The sequence below is a fragment of the Sporomusa malonica genome (genome assembly GCF_900176355.1).
GTDB lineage: Bacteria > Bacillota > Negativicutes > Sporomusales > Sporomusaceae > Sporomusa > Sporomusa malonica.
Genome location: NZ_FWXI01000041.1, coordinates 1 through 17,270, shown reverse-complemented (window position 1 = coordinate 17,270; position 17,270 = coordinate 1). Strand labels below are relative to the sequence as shown.

At 43.7% G+C, this 17,270-nt stretch carries 13 protein-coding genes and 1 riboswitch; all 13 genes read left to right on the top strand.

The window, feature by feature from the left end:
- On the top strand, nucleotides 1-816 hold an 816-nt coding region (locus B9A22_RS24100), incomplete at its 5' end, for an MBG domain-containing protein (RefSeq protein WP_245824126.1).
- 156 nt (nucleotides 817-972) lie between these two features.
- The gene (locus B9A22_RS25735; RefSeq protein ID WP_176215678.1) at nucleotides 973-1,119 is read left to right on the top strand and encodes a hypothetical protein; all 147 of its coding nucleotides are present in this window, start codon (nucleotides 973-975) and stop codon (nucleotides 1,117-1,119) included.
- Between the two features lie 38 nt (nucleotides 1,120-1,157).
- A complete protein-coding gene (locus tag B9A22_RS24095; protein WP_084578482.1) occupies nucleotides 1,158-3,674 on the top strand; it encodes a Ca2+-dependent phosphoinositide-specific phospholipase C in 2,517 nt (838 codons plus the stop codon).
- Between the two features lie 653 nt (nucleotides 3,675-4,327).
- Complete coding sequence (locus B9A22_RS24090; RefSeq protein ID WP_084578481.1) at nucleotides 4,328-4,732, top strand: hypothetical protein; 405 nt, start codon at nucleotides 4,328-4,330, stop codon at nucleotides 4,730-4,732.
- A gap of 853 nt (nucleotides 4,733-5,585) precedes the next feature.
- Nucleotides 5,586-7,310, top strand: coding sequence for a sensor histidine kinase (locus B9A22_RS24085; protein WP_176215677.1), 1,725 nt, complete (start codon nucleotides 5,586-5,588; stop codon nucleotides 7,308-7,310).
- Nucleotides 7,291-7,950 (top strand): response regulator transcription factor, encoded by a 660-nt coding sequence (locus B9A22_RS24080; RefSeq protein WP_084578479.1) that lies wholly within the window; start codon nucleotides 7,291-7,293, stop codon nucleotides 7,948-7,950. The genes B9A22_RS24085 and B9A22_RS24080 overlap by 20 nt, the downstream gene beginning before the upstream one ends.
- A gap of 385 nt (nucleotides 7,951-8,335) precedes the next feature.
- A complete protein-coding gene (locus B9A22_RS24075; protein WP_084578478.1) occupies nucleotides 8,336-8,923 on the top strand; it encodes a TetR/AcrR family transcriptional regulator in 588 nt (195 codons plus the stop codon).
- 3 nt (nucleotides 8,924-8,926) lie between these two features.
- Nucleotides 8,927-9,013, top strand: a riboswitch (cyclic di-GMP riboswitch).
- Nucleotides 9,014-9,078: 65 nt separating this feature from the next.
- Nucleotides 9,079-9,210, top strand: coding sequence for a hypothetical protein (locus tag B9A22_RS26460; protein WP_139796380.1), 132 nt, complete (start codon nucleotides 9,079-9,081; stop codon nucleotides 9,208-9,210).
- A gap of 12 nt (nucleotides 9,211-9,222) precedes the next feature.
- The gene (locus B9A22_RS24070; RefSeq protein ID WP_084578477.1) at nucleotides 9,223-10,938 is read left to right on the top strand and encodes a methyl-accepting chemotaxis protein; all 1,716 of its coding nucleotides are present in this window, start codon (nucleotides 9,223-9,225) and stop codon (nucleotides 10,936-10,938) included.
- Between the two features lie 711 nt (nucleotides 10,939-11,649).
- Entirely contained in the window at nucleotides 11,650-11,904 is a 255-nt protein-coding gene (locus tag B9A22_RS24065) for a hypothetical protein (RefSeq protein ID WP_139796379.1), read from the top strand.
- 628 nt (nucleotides 11,905-12,532) lie between these two features.
- Nucleotides 12,533-13,951 carry a sigma-54 interaction domain-containing protein gene (locus tag B9A22_RS24060; protein WP_084578475.1) on the top strand — a complete coding sequence of 473 codons (1,419 nt, stop codon included), beginning with the start codon at nucleotides 12,533-12,535 and terminating at the stop codon, nucleotides 13,949-13,951.
- Between the two features lie 565 nt (nucleotides 13,952-14,516).
- A complete protein-coding gene (locus B9A22_RS24055; protein ID WP_084578474.1) occupies nucleotides 14,517-15,998 on the top strand; it encodes an S-layer homology domain-containing protein in 1,482 nt (493 codons plus the stop codon).
- Nucleotides 15,999-16,347: 349 nt separating this feature from the next.
- Nucleotides 16,348-17,270 (top strand): 4-hydroxyphenylacetate 3-hydroxylase N-terminal domain-containing protein (locus B9A22_RS24050; RefSeq protein WP_281252438.1); only part of this gene is annotated, 923 nt, incomplete at its 3' end.

Below are 17,270 nucleotides of genomic sequence, written 5' to 3'. Positions count from 1 at the left end.
ACCGTGACTAGCGGTGATTTAAACGGGACAGATGCGGGTAACTATACTTTGACTGCGACCACGACGGCGGACATCACGGCGAAAACCATAACGGTCAGCGGACTGACGGCGGGCAGCCGGGTATACGACGGGACAAAGGCCGCGGCGGTGAGCGGGACGCTGGACGGCGTGATCGGCGGCGATACGGTGACACTCAGCAGCGGCACCTTTGACACGAAAAATGCCGGGACAGGGAAGATGGTCACCGTGACTAGCGGTGATTTAAACGGGACAGATGCGGGTAACTATGTTTTAACAACGGCGACCACGAAGGCGGATATCACCCGCGCGTCTTTAAACGTCACCGCCAACAATGCCAGCCGCTACGCCGGCCAAGCCAATCCGGCTTTCACGGCCAGTTACAGCGGTCTGGTAAACGGCGACACCGCGGCATCGTTGAGCGGCGGCCTGACATTTAGCACCGTGGCCACTACCGGCTGTCCTGCCGGCAGCTATGCCATCACCCTGACCGGGACGTTGGCCTCGCCCAATTATACCATCAATTATGTGAACGGCGTGCTGACCGTACAGCGGCACGCGGGCGCAACAGACCCCGCCTACATCGGCGCGGTGATTAACGCCGACTATACGGCCGCCGGCCTTCTCGGGTCGGGCCGACGCTACGGCCATTCGTATGATGGTCTGGTCTTGACGAGCGGATACTCGGCCCATACAAGCGGCGGCGACCTGGTACTGACCGTCGTGTCGCCCGGTGTAAACACCGGCGGCTATCTGTCGGCGACCATGTTTGACAGTTCCGGGCAAACCGATAACTAAAGGAGTATTTAGAGCGATGAACCAGGAGATTTTCGCCGATGTCATCAATGCCGTCCACGTCATCGGGCAGCTTGTGCGGGTCGACCTGATGACGGTGCAGCCGCACCTCAAAGCGACACCGGACAGCCGGTCGTCGACATTAGCAAACGGATCATCATGCTGCTGGAGGGCTTTGGCCAGTCGCGGGTGGTACAGGAGAATATCGTTAATCAACTCATTGAAGCCGGGGTGCTGAAAAAGAACGCGACGGCAGGCGGTGTCGGTCCGACGGAGAAAATGGGGGACAGCCAGTCCGGACGGTGATATTAAAACTGAAGCATTGGAAAGGGGAGAGAAGTTAAGTGCCAAATTACACTTCTTATGATGTCATTCGGTATAATCAGGTTTTCCAAAAGCAAAGCCATAATTCATATACCCGTTCCGAAGGAGTGTTTGATCAGGTACTCTATTGGAAGATCCGGTCTTTGGAATTTGATGTCCATCCAGATCAAAATGAAACGGATGTGGGTAGTTGGACAATATATCACGCGGGGGTTCCATTTGGTTCATCTCAAGCACATGTAACAAACCTTAACGGAGTTATGGAAATTTACCGGGGGATAAACAACGCGCTTCCCAATCATGAAGTAATTACTATATTTCTGGAAATCGTTGAGGACATAAGTGCCTTGACAGACGCACAGGCAAATGATTTTGATACATTTATTAGGACAAATTTAGGCGACATTGTTTATACACCGGCCGACTTGTTGCAGATGAATGGTTCTCCTGCGACGCTGCAAGCTGCCGTTACTCAAGGTAATTGGCCGCTGTTGCAAGAGATGAGAGGCAAATTTGTATTTGTTCTTAACCGGTGTGGCCGCTCCCAATATTGCGGTACTAACGGCCAACTTGCAAATGGCAGGGCGTGTTTTTTTGCCGATCAGGTCAGTACCGCTGAAAATGTCGGGCGGTTTAACTATATCGCATTTTATAGTATTGCCTGGGCAGACCGGGCGATTGGACCGACAGTGAATCAGCATTATGTTGGGCGTGTTTATCCGGAGTTCAACTATTCTTTGACTTCTCCAGGCTATTCTTTAAGTACCCAGGAAGATTGGAGTGAGGCTAAAAATAGCCGGATTCAAATTATTGCTACGAATAAGGTCGATTCGATAAAGGACCCTTGGGCCAGTACGAATAACATGGCCGGGTTTCCATTCGAGGGTATTGATGTTCAAATCGACCCGCAACTGGGTGAACGCGGCGCCTTACTGGGGCATGGCGTTAATTCCGGTGATATCTGGGATAAAAAAGACAGCTTCTTCTTTCAATATAGAACGGCTTCGGCGCAGGCCGGGTCATACGTGTACTACATCGGCTGTCCATATTATAATGCTAACACCTGGGCAAAATGCGGCATTATGGTTCGGGCGACAACAGACGCTGATTCACCGTATTTTGGGATATTCCGGTCAGTGGGGGAGCTTATTCGAGTTCAGTATCGTACGAAAAAAGGGAATAGCACCTATGCTGTTGAGGTGTCATCTAGTTCGCTTGTTCCGGATGGAGTCATCAGGGCAACGGATTGTGTGTGTGTTAAACTCGAAATCGCCGCCGACCGTAAACAGGCGACAGCCTGGGCTTCATTAGAAGGTGGAGATAGCTGGATACAAATTGACCAAAGGTCATTTAGTGATGCCTTAGTATTGGAAGGGATAGCATCAGCATCGCATGGCGACCAAGATGTCAGGTTTATCATCGGTGATCCGCAAAATAGCGGATCTTTATCCGCTTTCGATCAGTCCACTTTGATCGGCGAGGGCGTCAACATGGGGATGAGTTTTCCTTTTTATCCGCCAGCCCGCCAGATTGCCGCCGTTGTTTCCTTGCCAACCCCCGAAGAAGGTCAAGACCAACGCTCCAGTGGCAACTTTAATACCCAGGAAGTTCCGGAACGCACGATAATGGTGAACTGGCGGGTGGAGCAAAATGATGCTTGGCCGTTATCGTTTGATGTTATGCGTGATGATTCATCGAACCCTGATAATACTATATTTTACAAGCTGGCTGCCGGGCTGCGCACGGACGTCAACGTTGAACGGTCCCTCTATATTGCAGACCCTGTGTGCAGCAACAGCAGTAACTTTCTCGTGGTTGCCGACGCCATCGGCTACTTTGCCGAATCACCGGTAAAGGCTATACCCGGTTTTTCCTTGGTCGCTTCTGTTATGTCTCGCTATCAGAAACAAGATGGTCAAGAGAACCGCTCAAGCGGCAATTTTAGTATTCAAAATTTACCTGCCAACACCGTTGCCTATGCTTGGACAATATCCGAAAATAGTGATTATGCAAAAATCAAATTTAATGTACTGAAAGATGTAAGTGGCACAGACAAAAACATATTTTCTGATGTTACTCATTTGCAGGTTACAACGACATATACAGATAGAAATCTCTATATCGCCAACCCGGACAGCATAGATAATCAGGAGCCTTTTTTAGTGTCGGTCTATGCCATAGACCATCTTCCCCCCAACGCTCCCTTAGTAGGCCAGGTTTCATCACATTATGAACCCAAGCATGATCAACACCATCGTTCAAGTGACAACTTTAGTACTAACGACGTGAATGAGGACAGTATCAAATTATATTGGGAGATAGATAAGACAACGAACTCGCATGCGGATGAGATCGAATTTGATGTTATGGAGGATAAGAATAACAAAATTGATCCTACGATATTTTCTAATCTGAGAAGCGGAAGCTGGACAAAGGTAAAACGTTCTTCTAAGTTATATATTGCCAACCCCAATAATGCGGGGAATGAGGATTTTACGGTCAAAGTTTATGAGCTTCCCAAGACCTTCCCTATGTAAATTAAAAGACTGGAACTGTTAAAACCGATTTCCGACACGGTCGTGGCCGCCGCTCAGGAAGTGGGCTGATGCCAAAGGATTGTTGCTTGTGATCGGGAAAAACGAGGTTGTGTGCGGCGGGGTGGATATTACACAGGATGTACTAAAGAAGATTACCGGGAAATGAAAAAACATTGGTTATGAATGTAAATGTGTTTTAGCCGGTATATTTTATTCAAGAACGCTGGGATGGGCAGGCGGTAACGGTGAGAGGTATGAAGAGGTGGTCGGTACTGCCCTGGCCGGCGTTTCCAGCGGTTTCAATGGCTTCTCAGGCGGCGACTTCGGTCCGCTTTACAGTGGTACCACCGCTAGCAGCGGGAATGCAGAATTTCAAATTACGCCTAATCCGATGCCAGAAAAATAACAAAAATTTGTACGTTGGCATTAGCTCCCAAAAGACATTGGTCTTTGTCTCCTCCTGCAATCCGTAGCAGCATTTGCCGAGCCTGCTGTCAGTGAATGATTTTACACAAACGAGCAACGAGCAGCAATAAGTTAATTTTAAATAATTTCCTGGGCGATCGAAACTAACAAAAGTGATAGTGGACGACCAGTATTTTTTTTGCTGGCTGTCGAAAAGGAGGGGATCAGCGCGGGGAAATTTTGCTATCATGGAATGTCAAGTAAGAAAAAAGCATTTGCAAAGGCTGGTGAACATCGTGAAAACAGTTCTGGAGGTGGGTCTATGTGGTACAAGCCCGATTTGGTCCAGAATTGAGGAAAGTCTCCAGGTACACCGGCAACTGCGGGTCAGGTGGTTGGGATACTCCCTTGCCGAGGCCGCCAGAGAGCTGAAGATGCTTTCTCCTCACGCCGTCCTGTTTGAAATCAACCAGGCCGATCCAGCGGTTATCGCTGCTACCCTGCGAATATGTACAGGAACCAAACTTATCGGCATCAATCCTGAAAGTCAAGATATCACCGTCTTTTCTGTCGAACAGCCGGTATTTTCGATCAATGAACTGGCCAAGGTAATCATTGCTAACGATTTGTCTGCAATTACTTTTAAAGTGTAAAACCGCCAAGCCGCCGGAATTGCAGCAGCCAGCTATAAAAAAAGGGCCAAGCATTACTGTTGGGGGCCAGCAACCGCAAATAGACGACCAACAGCGGGACAGCCTCTTCCTATTCCATTCTTAACGCCTCGTGGAACCGGGAGGACGGAATTAAAATATAGTAAACCGGTAGAAGCACTTCGAAACAAAATAGTGGAACATTATGCGGATAAGTATGTAGCGATTGATATACCAACAGATATCTGGCTGGATGAGAGCTCATTGCTATCCAACAAGGACTTAATAACTTAGGTGAATCCCGATGTTTATTTTGGCTTTAGAGCTTATTTCGAGCCTGCTACTAAGGTGGGTACGCTATGGGGTGAATTGATAATCAGAGTGCTTGTATTTTTAAAAAAGATTTCTGAGAAGTAAAAAATCACTGTATTAAAGATATAAGCACTAACTTAAGATTATAAGTAAAATTTAATGCCAAATAAATTAAAGAAGAAAACTTACCAGAAAAAGGTGAGTTTTCTTCTTTAATTGGGAAATTTCCAGCTATGTATGGCCAATTCTAAAAAAATAACCATATTAACTCAGAATAATGAATAAAAAATGCTATGATAGTGCTTGCAAAAAAATGGCAGGATTATCAATACTAGACCAAAAATGTAATTTTATGTATAATTAAGTAAATATATAATTTTTTGTTGGATAATCTCAATTTAAAATGTTACCGACTATAATCGATAGCATTTTTTCGGTAGTAGCTGACTGAATAGCGAAAAAAACTTCCCAATGATTTTTTCATGTGGCAAGCATATGGGGGAATAACGGAGAAAGGATACCTATGGGTCTAGGTTCAGCGCAAATGAGTGAATCAGCACTACAGTTGATGATTTATCATCCGATAAAAGAGATCTGGTTTTATCTGTTGGCAGCGACGGTGCTGGCGGCGCTGGCTGGGTACGCCTGGCAGTACCGGCGGGCACCGGCAGCGCTATATTGGGTGCTTAGTCTCTACCTTCGGGCGGTTTTTCTTATGGCCCTAGTTTTGGTCACCGTCTCGCCTGGCTTGGCAGATAAAGTCTTCTGGGTCAAAATCCAACAAATGAGCGCCATAGCGACACTGCCGACGTTTTTTCTGTTCGTTGTGAATGTCGCCGGAAAAAAGGGGCAAAGCATTAGGCGGGTTATTTTGGTGATATTGGCACTGACCGCCTTTGGTCTTCTGGCGCTGCTGACTACCGGATGGCACGGCTGGTTCTGGCGCGGCGTGATCTGGGACGGGGTGACCTTCGGCATTATCCGTGGGCCCATTTACTGGGTAATGATGGGTATAATTTATTTGCAATTTTTTGCGATAGCGATGGTTTGTGTTATCTGGGGACGCCGAGTCTCAGGCTTGCGGCGTTTGCAAGTTCTGACGCTGCCGGTCGATCCATTGATATCGGTAACCGGACATATCTTATGGGTTCTTGATGTGCAGGTCGGTGCTATCCCGCCGTTGCCACTGGCTTTTATGTTGAGCGGTATTGCCTGGTCGTGGCTGTTTTTTCGTCTGCGGGTTCTCAACCTGATGGCTCTGGCCGAGTCGACCGTTATCGGAAACATCGATGACTGCATGATCATCACCGATGATCAGGATTATATCATGGAAATCAATTCGTCCGCTCAGCGGCGGTTTGGCCAAAAAGCCCCGGTTTTGCCTGGTAGTCATTTTCCGCAGGCTTTTGCATGCTGGCCGGCGATGACCGCTCTGTTGGATGTCAAAGCGGTGATGGAGGGCGAAGTTTACCTGGAAGGCAGCGGGTATTACTCCTACCACGTTACGCCACTGCTTGACTGGGGCAATATGATTATCGGCAAAGCCATTGTTTTCCATGATATGACCAAGCTGAAGCAGGCTCAAGCTCAGATTCTCGACCAGCAAAAGGCCCTGTCCATCATGGCGGAACGGGAACGGCTGGGGCGGGAGCTTCATGACGGGCGAGGCCAGATATGGAATTATATCAATTTAAAACTGCAGATGGTCCGGTCCTTGCTGAACGGCAGCCAACTTGAAAAGGCCGATCAAGAGGTCCAACGGCTGATCGGGACAATTAAAGATTTGAACACCGATGCCAGGGAGACAATTGTCGGGCTGAAAATGACCGTCGATGACGGCGAAGATTTTGTCGCCAACCTACAGGACTATCTGGAGTGGTACGAAGAAAGCAACGGTATAGTCACCCAACTCATACTGCCAGACGAATCGGTAACAGGCTTATTGAGCCGTACCAGCAAAGTACAGCTGCTGCGAATTATTCAGGAAGCATTAACCAATATCCGTAAACATGCCCAAGCACAGCAGGTGAAGGTTGAAATCGAAAGGGGCGACAATCAGGTAACAGTCCTTATCGAGGATGATGGCTGCGGCTTTGATCCGGCTAATATTCCGGCAGGGAAGAAACATTTTGGACTGCAGATCATGGCTGAGCGAGCCAATGAGGCGGGCGGACGCCTGCAGATCGAGTCGAGGCCGGGTGCAGGGACAAAATTAATAGTTCAATTTAACTTGGGCAGGGTGGATAACGATGAAAACACTGGTAGTTGATGACCAGGCTCTAGTTTTGGAGGGCCTGCGAAGCTTTTTGGAGGCTAACGGGTTCGCTGTGGTTGGCACAGCCCGAAACGGGGCGGAAGCGCTGATCAAATTTGAGATGCTCAAACCGGAATTGGTGCTGATGGATATCCAGATGGTCGGTCTGGACGGAATTCAGGCCACACAAATGATCAAAAAGGATTATCCCGATGCCAAGATTGTAATGCTCACAGCCATTGAGGATGATGACAGCCTTGTTGCGGCGATTCAGGCCGGTGCTGAAGGGTACTTGCTGAAAGACATGGATCCGGAAGATTTTATTCGCCAACTCACCGCGCTTGCCAGCGGTGAAATGCCTTTTGCACCAGGATTGGCCAGACGGTTGATGCGGAAACTGAGCTGCCAGGGGAAAAAAGATCAAACAAGCCTAAATAGGGAGCAGATGGAACTGACAGAACGGCAGATGGCGTTACTGCAATTACTGACCCAAGGCCTGACCTATAAAGAAATTGGGGCGCAGTTGGGCATGAAGGTGGCTACAGTAAGGTATCACATTAACGAGATACTTGCGAAGACGCGGCTGAATAACCGGGGCCAACTCATCGCCCACGTCTCGCGGCTGGGACTGAATGGGCAAAATGCTGACCAGTAGATAGCAATATAGATATGCAAAGCTAACAAAAGTGATAGTCACCACAGCAAAAGTGATAGTGGGTGATTATCACTTTTGTTTTTTTCGGCTATTGAAAAGGAGGGTATCAGTACAATTCCACGGTTTTTAATATCGGTTGTGTAATGTAAAAAAATGATGAAATAAAAGGAATTTTGTCATTGGTGTATAATTATATATAGTAAGTACTCACTAACAAAAAAGTGATGAATTTAAACTAAATGATGCAGAAGCATTGGCTAACTTGGCAATAGAACTCAAAAGCAGTAGTCCAGAAGTTCAAATAAATCTAAAAGATAACTTAAGTATAAGATAATTTAATTGTAACATGCAGTAAGAAGCAGTAAAGGAGTAATTTTATAACTAAATGAAAGATATTGAGGCAGCAGTTATTAATGCGACTATCGAACTTATAACTGAAAAAGGCATCAACGGACTCAAAACAGCCCAAATTGCTCAGCGTGCTGGTACTTCTGAGACGGTTGTATATCGTCACTTTAAAAGCAAACAAGACATTATTGGACAAACAGTTTCCTTTTTGCTCTTAGAATTAATGCAAAAGTTGGAAGCTGTAAAAAAACAGCATTTACCAGCCCTAGTGAGGTTAGATGAACTACTTAATATCCATTTGAGTTTTAATGAAAAAACAAAAGGAATATCGCGACTGGCTTTTGCCGATCAATTTCATTTTGGAGATACTACATTAAAACAAATCACGAAAAATCACCTTGAAAAATATGAGACTTTTATTATGGAGACACTTCAGGATGGAATTAAAGAAGGGATTTTTAGAACCAATTTAGATCTTAAAACATCTGCACAGAGTTACATAGCAACCATTTATTTTGTAATAAACAAATGGTCCCTTGCAGATTTTACGTGGAGCTTACAAGGCGAAAAAGAACGGATCTTGCAGTACTGGACTAACCTATGGGGCATACATGCAATTGAATAACTATTTTAATAAAGGCAAACTTATTGAAAAATAAGGACGCAAAGCCGTGGGTCTAAAGGTGTTATTATCAATGACTGCCAGGTTGCATCAGAGAATTTTATGATTTTCGCGATGTTCCTGGTAGTTTTTTTTATTAATTCATGGGAGGGCGGCCTATGCAATTTAAGCAAGAGTTTGAAATGACAAAAGACGAATTGGAGGAATTAATAAAGAAGCTTCCTGAAATCTTGAAAGAACTCGAAATGTTGATAGTTTTTGACAAAAAAATAAATATAGAAAAAACGTAAGGAGCAAAGAATATGACTTTTCTTAACAACATGAAAGTAATGTATAAATTAGGAGTTTTAATTTTTATCGCTTTTTTTGCATTAGGTGTTATCGGTTTTACAGGGTATTATTATCTTCAACAATCGAATACAACAATGAATACTATGTACAAGGACAGGCTAATCCCTGTCCGGGATTTAAATGAGAATCGTATGCTTATTACCAGAGCTAATGCGGCGACCATGGAATTGATGATTACTACGGATGATAATAAAAATAATCAACTTAAAGCAATCCTAGAGGATACCGGAAAACGAGCTGCTGCTAATCTGACAGAGCTTGAAAAAATTCATCTAGATGCTAAAGCCAAGGATTTGTTGGACAAAGTGAACACGGCCAGAGGAAAGTACCGTGATGCAAGGGAGCAAGTTATTAGTTTAGCTATGCAAAATAAAAATGCTGAAGCATACGCCCTATATGTTGCTAATGTGGATAAGCTGGCTGCAGAGTATATTGATCTTATGCGCGAGTTTAGCGATTATTATACAGAACTATCCAAAAAGATGAACGAGGATAACCAGGCAGCTTTTGAAAAAGCTAACCAAATTAGCTTGGGAACTCTGTTGTTGGCCTTTCTTGTATTGGGGCTTAGCGGCTGGTACATAACAAGAATCATAACTCAACCATTAAATGAGTTAATCTTAGTTTGTGATGAACTTGCCAGTGGTGATTTTCGTGATAAGCCGTGCCGGGTTATCAGGACAGATGAAATCGGAAAAGTGGCAGATTCTTTGGTAGCTATGCGTAGCAATGTCCGTACGCTGATGAAGAAGATTGACGTGTCTGTTGAGCAGGTGGCTGCAGCCTCTGAGGAGTTGACGGCTAGCGCTGACCAATCGGCCCAGGCGGCAACCCAAGTAGCCGGCTCCATTGTCGATGTGGCACAAGGCATGGGAGAACAGTTGAGTATAACCGGAGACGCTTCGGCAGTCATACGTCAGATGTCGGCAGGTATCCAGCAAATTGCCACTAACGCCAGTGATGTGTCCGGACAATCGGCTTTAGCTGCTAAAAAGGCCAATGAAGGTAATATTGCAGCGGATAAAGCGGTACAGCAAATGGCACACATTGAACAGACGGTTGCGAGTTCTGCCGGGATAGTGGCTAAACTAGGTGAACGGTCTAAAGAAATAGGCCAGATTGTAGATACTATTGCCGGTATTGCCGGTCAGACCAACCTTTTGGCTCTGAATGCTGCCATTGAAGCAGCTCGGGCTGGGGAACAGGGACGCGGATTTGCCGTGGTAGCAGAAGAGGTACGTAAGTTGGCTGAGCAATCCCAGGAAGCTGCCAAGCAAATAGCTACACTTATCGGAGAAATTCAAGGCGATACCGACAAAGCGGTTGTCGCCATGGGGGAAGGTTCTCAGGAAGTTAAAATGGGAGCGGAGATAGTCAATGCTTCAGGTCTGGCTTTTCATGAAATTACTAAGTTAGTAACACAAGTATCTGACCAGGTCAAGGATATGTCTATGGCCGTAGATAAAATGGCAACTGGCAGTCAGCAGATTGTTAGCTCAGTACAACAAATTGATGAGTTGAGTAAAAAAGCCTCCAGCGAAGCACAAAGCGTCTCAGCCGCTACGGAAGAACAATCTGCATCGATGGAGGAAATTGCTGCCTCCAGCCAAGCCCTAGCCCATCTTGCCATGGATTTACGGGATGCAGTCAATAAGTTTCAAGTTTAGAGGAAAAATTCACACATGTTAAGAGAATTACTACTTAAAACTTTGTATACAGCTGGTTATAATACTATTTCTGTGTTGGTCAGAAAACAAGCAGTCAAACCCTAACGGTTTCTTCGGCTACCCAAGAACAGGCTGCTTCGATGCAACAAATTGCCTCTTCAAGTGAGGCTTTAGCCACTCTAGCAAACGAATTACAAGAGTCCGTCGCAAAATTTAGGTTGTAGTTAAAGCCGGCAGGGTGATTTGTAGTCACCCTGCCGGCCTCATTTCTGTAAAGGGCATTTGATTTTAGCAGATCAAGGGCATCAATTAAGATGGCTTTTTTTATGGGTTGAGCAAAAACATCTATACCATACCCCGCGGGGAGGGGGTTTGATGAGAACAATAAATATTACCAATGTAAGGAGTCCGTTTAGTGCTAAACCCAAGAATGCAGAGGCGATGCATAGCTGATAAGATATGCCGACGACTATGTATGCTTCTTTCAATACAAAGATGACGCAGAATAGTTATAGTTCAAGCCCGCCGATGTGGCGGGCTGTCGTATTTGATACTCTGTAGAATTGAGATATCTAGCTAAGGATTCTTGGCAAACTTATGCTTATAAAATGTACTTACGGCAAACATATGCTTAAAAAGCGGCAAAGTTATGGTTAAAGTCACACTAAATTAAATAAGCATCTGATGTTTGAATTAGCTAAAAAGTGCAATATGGATATCTGTTATCGCTGCGGCGAAAAAATTGACGACATTACCGATTTTACCATCGATCGTAAAGAGTCCTGGTTGCTGGGCGATGATCCGGCGCAGCTCTTTTATGATATGGATAATATTGCTTTTAGTCATGCCCGGTGCAACTATGAGGCCGGAACCAAGACGTTTGTAAGCAACTATAAGAATTCTTTGTGCCAAATAAATCTGCAGTTATTGGAGCCAAAGTTATTGCAAGAAATATGCCGTTTTTGATGTTAACGTTATTTTGGGAACATTATTCACAATGATAATTTTTTCGAAATACTATGCTAAGTGTGTAATGGCTTTATTTTTAACTTAATTAGTCTCAAAAAAGTAAAGTGATAGTAATATGTATAACTGGCCATTTATGCAGAATTATCATATCTTGTGTATAAAATATAAACAATAAAGTTTAAAAGTGTTAATGACATGTATAAAAAATGCATATACACGAGCTTTACTATTGCGCATACTTTCCTATAAAAACTAAGACATTCATGGAGTGGTGCGGTCCCTTTGGTTTTGGCATGATTCTTGCGCATAATAATTACTGGGTAAAGTTAGGGAATGATTGGCTTACTCGTCTAATATCATACACACAATTAATCTTTAAGTACTTCGAGGTATTTCTAGGAAAGTATGATGGATGTCGAACATTACAAGAAGTGTATAATAAGTATATAAGTTAATAGAACTGATAAGGGTGGATGAGAAATATTTATAGAAATTATAATCAGGTATTAGATGTTGAAAAAAAGTACAAGCAAGGTATTATTTCTAAGGATTTTTGTAAAAGGTTTCCTTAATTCTAATATTTTGGTATAATGTTTACAAAATATACATAGTGGGGGAACCCAGGATGAAAAGCAACTCACATGCTGTGACAACAAAAATTATACAAAAATGGGATCAAGATCTATTATTTAAAATACTTGATAATATTGATGATGTAGTGTTAGTTTTGGATTCAGATACAACAATCGTCTATGCAAACGAGTCATATGCTAATATTTTGGGGGTACCTGTTTATAAAGTTTTAGGTTGTAGGCTTGATATGATCGAACCAGACGCACTGGCAATCGCTGTATTACGTTCCGGTGTGGCGAGTCATGGGCAATCTGATTACCTTACATCTGTTGGTATTGATACCATCGGAAGTGCTTTTCCGCTTTTAGAGAACGAAAAAATTATAGGTTGTGTGGCAATTTTCAAGAATATATCTGAAGTAGTTGAATTGAGCAGGGAATTAGAGCGAACCAAGGAAGTTGCTGGTTACTTGCAAGAACAATTGAATCATAAAAATCTACCATTATCATTCAAAGAATTTATAGGAAATAACCCACATTTGCAGGAGACGCTGGAATTAGCGGCAAAGGTTGCGCCAACTAACAGCACAGTTCTTATAAGAGGTGAAAGTGGAGTCGGAAAGGGCGTCTTAGCAACTGCTATCCATAATAGTAGTAAGCGAAAGGACAAACCTCTAATTAAAGTAAATAGTGCAGCCATACCTGAGACATTGCTTGAGAGTGAATTGTTTGGATATGATGAAGGAGCCTTTTCAGGTGCAAAAAAAGGTGGTAAAATAGGAAAATTTGAGCTGGCTCATGGCGGCACGATCTTCCTGGACGAAATAGGTGATATGAGTTTTTCTATGCAGGCTAAACTTTTAAGGGTTTTACAAGAAAAAGAGGTAGAACGAGTTGGTGGGAACAAAACGATAAAGTTGGATATAAGGGTAATTGCTGCAACAAACCGCGATTTAGAAAAAATGATTAAGGATGGAGAGTTTCGCAGTGATTTGTATTACCGATTAAATATTGTGCCATTACATATTTTGCCGTTACGCGAGCGTAAGGATGACATTATTCCTTTAGCTAAGAAGTTCTTATCACACTTTTCTGAGGATTGTGGGGAAAATATAATCTTGTCACCGGAAGTTGTAAAAATCATGCAAAAATACGAATGGCCCGGCAATGTTAGAGAATTACAGAATATCGTGGAACACGCATGTATTGTTAGGACTGGACGATTTATTGAAGCACGCCATTTACCTGCCTACTTGCGTCCAAAATCTAGCCTAAAAGAACCTGAGCATCGCCAATTAAACCCGTATGATTTAAAAGAAGCTATCGAGAGGATTGAGCGGGATTTAATAGCTGCAGCTTTGGCTACAAGTAATAACAATCGTAGTGTTGCAATAAGACAATTAGGTATTTCGCGTCGTACCTTCTATGAAAAGATCAATAAGTATAATATTGTTGAGCAAAGTAAAGCCTAAACATTTCTTATGTAGACATTTTTTGAATAGAACAGCAAGCTATAGGTTTTAATAATATACAATTAATTTTCCTCCACTGCTCCTTTTGCGAGTTGGGAGGAATTTTTTTATCCCTTTGCTGGTTAAAAGCAGGAGAGGTTCCAAGCATAACCAACGTAACAACTAGTTTATTAAATATATAAACATGTATGTAAAGTATACAGAGTTATTATACATATACAGTTGTGAGTGATTAAAGACTGTTGTATTACTTGATTGGCATGATTATTGCTATATATAAGGATGGGTAAAGGTTTTGAATATTTCCATAATAATAATGGAAATATTAGAGAGATTTGTTATACCAAATCTTGATGAATCACTTTGAGAACTACAGGAGGAGAGGGGGGCTATCCAAAGGTCGTTCGCAAATTTAGTGATAGTCTGCTCTTTTACCCGATCAAAGTCTTATTAGGAGGATATATGTAGATCGTGTATTTTTACCATGAGGGATCTGTATAATTCGTATCTTGGTAAGATACAGATGCAGGGGCATTATCAATATTAAAATGGGGGAGAGGTATTTATGACAAAGAGAAAAAAACTAGCTAAATGGTTGAAAATTGCACCGGTTGTGCTTATGGCCATTACCATGAGCGGAACTGCGATTGTCCCCAGCACCGTTCAAGCGGCGCTCTCACAGTCATTTAACGATGTTCCAGCTAAACACTGGGCTTATGCTGCCGTAACTAAACTAGCTCAAGCCGGTATTGTTACGGGTTACGATGACAGCTACTACAGGGGCGATAGAACTCTGACCCGTTACGAAATGGCTGTTATTGTGGCTAAAGCTATGGACAAATATGACACAGCCAGCGATGCCAATAAGCAGACTATTGATAAACTATCTGCTGAATTTGCCAGCGAGCTTAACAAATTAGGCGCTCGGGTAGCTAAAGTAGAAGCTAAAACTAACACGTGGTTAAGCGCTGAAACCCGGTTGCGTTACTTGGGGAATGACGCCAAGGCTCCGGGGGCGTCAAAACTTCATGGTTCCGATAACTTTGAAATTCGTCAGCGCATTAAGATTAATGCCAATATCAATGAGAATATTTCTATGACAGCTCGAGCTAATGCTTCTAGCAAAGTTGGTAACTACGGCAATGCCGATGGTACGGCGCTGACCTTTGACATCTTTGCGCTAACTGCCAAAAATGCCCTCGGTTTCGACAGTATTCGTGCTGGCCGTTTCCCCTATGACTCATTTACACACTGTTTTTTCGGAAAAGCCATTGGTGTTGACGGCGTCCGCATTGACAAAACAATCGGCACTACTCGTTTTACCGGTTCGGTAAATAACATCGTAGGCAATGGTACTGCAGCAAATGCTTTTCCGGGTAGTGCTACCGGCGATGCTAAAACCCTTTCGACGGCACAACTTAACTTTAAGGCAAGCAACAAGGTCAATGTGATGGGCGGATATTACTGGTCTGATGTTGCTGGTACCAGCAGTAATGCGGGAGTTGGCGGAACGATGAATATCACTACAGGTGATAGTTTTGCCGATTCGAAAGGCTGGGCAATAGGTTTTGATGCAAAATTGGGGGACAAACTGTTACTTATTGGCGACTATGTTTCCACTAACCTCAACGGTGTTACAGGAAGCAACCTGTCCGATAGTCCGAAAGGCTGGGCTGTAGAATTGACTAACGCCACCAAATTTCCACCGGCCTTCTTTGGTGCCAAGCCGCTGGTAGACTACAAGAAAGTCAACGACTTTGGCTGGTCTGTTTCTTATCGCAGCGTTGAGGCTGGTGCTATTCCGTATGGTGTTGGTGGCTTTGACGGTCAAGCAGTAAGCTATGCGGGACCGAACGTTGCTTGGCCCACACTTGCTAAAGGCACAGACAATATCAAAGGTGTATTCTTTGCCGTAGCAAAAACTGTTGCTAAGAATGTAATCTGGACCACTGAGGTTCAAGACATGAAGATAAAAGATACCAAGCTTACGGGAGGGGTAAGCGACCTCGGTAAAACTTACACGTCGAAGATTGAGTTCTACTATTAATAGGTATTCTAATTTTCTACTAACTTGATCGAGCTAGATACTAAAACAATGTTTAAAGGGGGCTGTGTATTACGATACAGGCCCCCTTTAAATATTGATAAATTATACGTTAGAATTCAGAATTGAGGCGATGGACTAAATAACTGTATCTAATATATACAGTTATTTAAGGGATGATTGGCTATCGTATAAGTAATATACACAAATAGCAGGGATATAATCTTAGTTGCTCTCAAAAAGCCTATAGTTAAAGCATTTCTCACTTCAAATGCAATTGGCACGGTTTTTGCGAAAGTATACATCAAGAAGATCTACAAAGATCAATATTGAAACTTAGGAGGGGAAAAAAATGGGGGTAGGAACTTACGAGGCGTATAAAGCGCGACTACTCAAAATGAAACCAAATGTATACTTGCACGGTCAGAAGATTGATCGTTCAGGTAGTTGGATTGACGGCGGCTGCTATGTCATGAAGCAGACCTATGATATGGCCAATAATCCTGAGTTTGAGGATGTATGCACGGCGACTTCTCACCTTACTGGAAAGAAGATAAACCGCTTTACGCACATTCATCAGTCTAAGGAAGACTTACTCAAAAAACAACAAATGACAAGGCTGCTTTGTCACCGGGTCGGTGGCTGTACACAGCGCTGCATGGGCGTAGACGCCCTTAATGCTATTGCTGTTGTTAGCTATGACTGCGATCAGGCTTGCGGCACAAATTATCACGAGCGTTTTAATAAGTATCTGTTGTACTGCCAAGAAAATGACCTTATCTGCAACTGTGCTCAAACTGACGTAAAGGGTTCACGTAATCCTAAGTATAAGAGAGCACATATGCAGCCTGATCCGGATCAGTTTGTACATGTTATCAAAACAAATGTAGACGGCATAGGCATTGACGGAAAACCTTGCAAAGGTATTATTGTTCGCGGTGCGAAAGTCTGCAACTCCTGTGCTCCTTACGTTGATGAAATCATCGTCAATCCGACCAAATTTATGGGTAAGGGCGATGAAGGTTATGCAATATCCTTTGCGCTGCCGGCTGACTGGGATGGCATTAAGATAATGGCTCTTCCTGGCCAGCATCACAAGAGAAAACACATTGAGGCACCGTTTAACAAGATTGGCGACGTAGAGTCCCTGACTATTTTTGATGATGTTTTTGTTCCCGAGGACAGAGTCTTCATGAACGGCTTCGACCATCCGGATGTGCTTCAGTACGCCGGTTATCTTGCCCTCATGTTTGCTCACTTCCACAGACATTCATA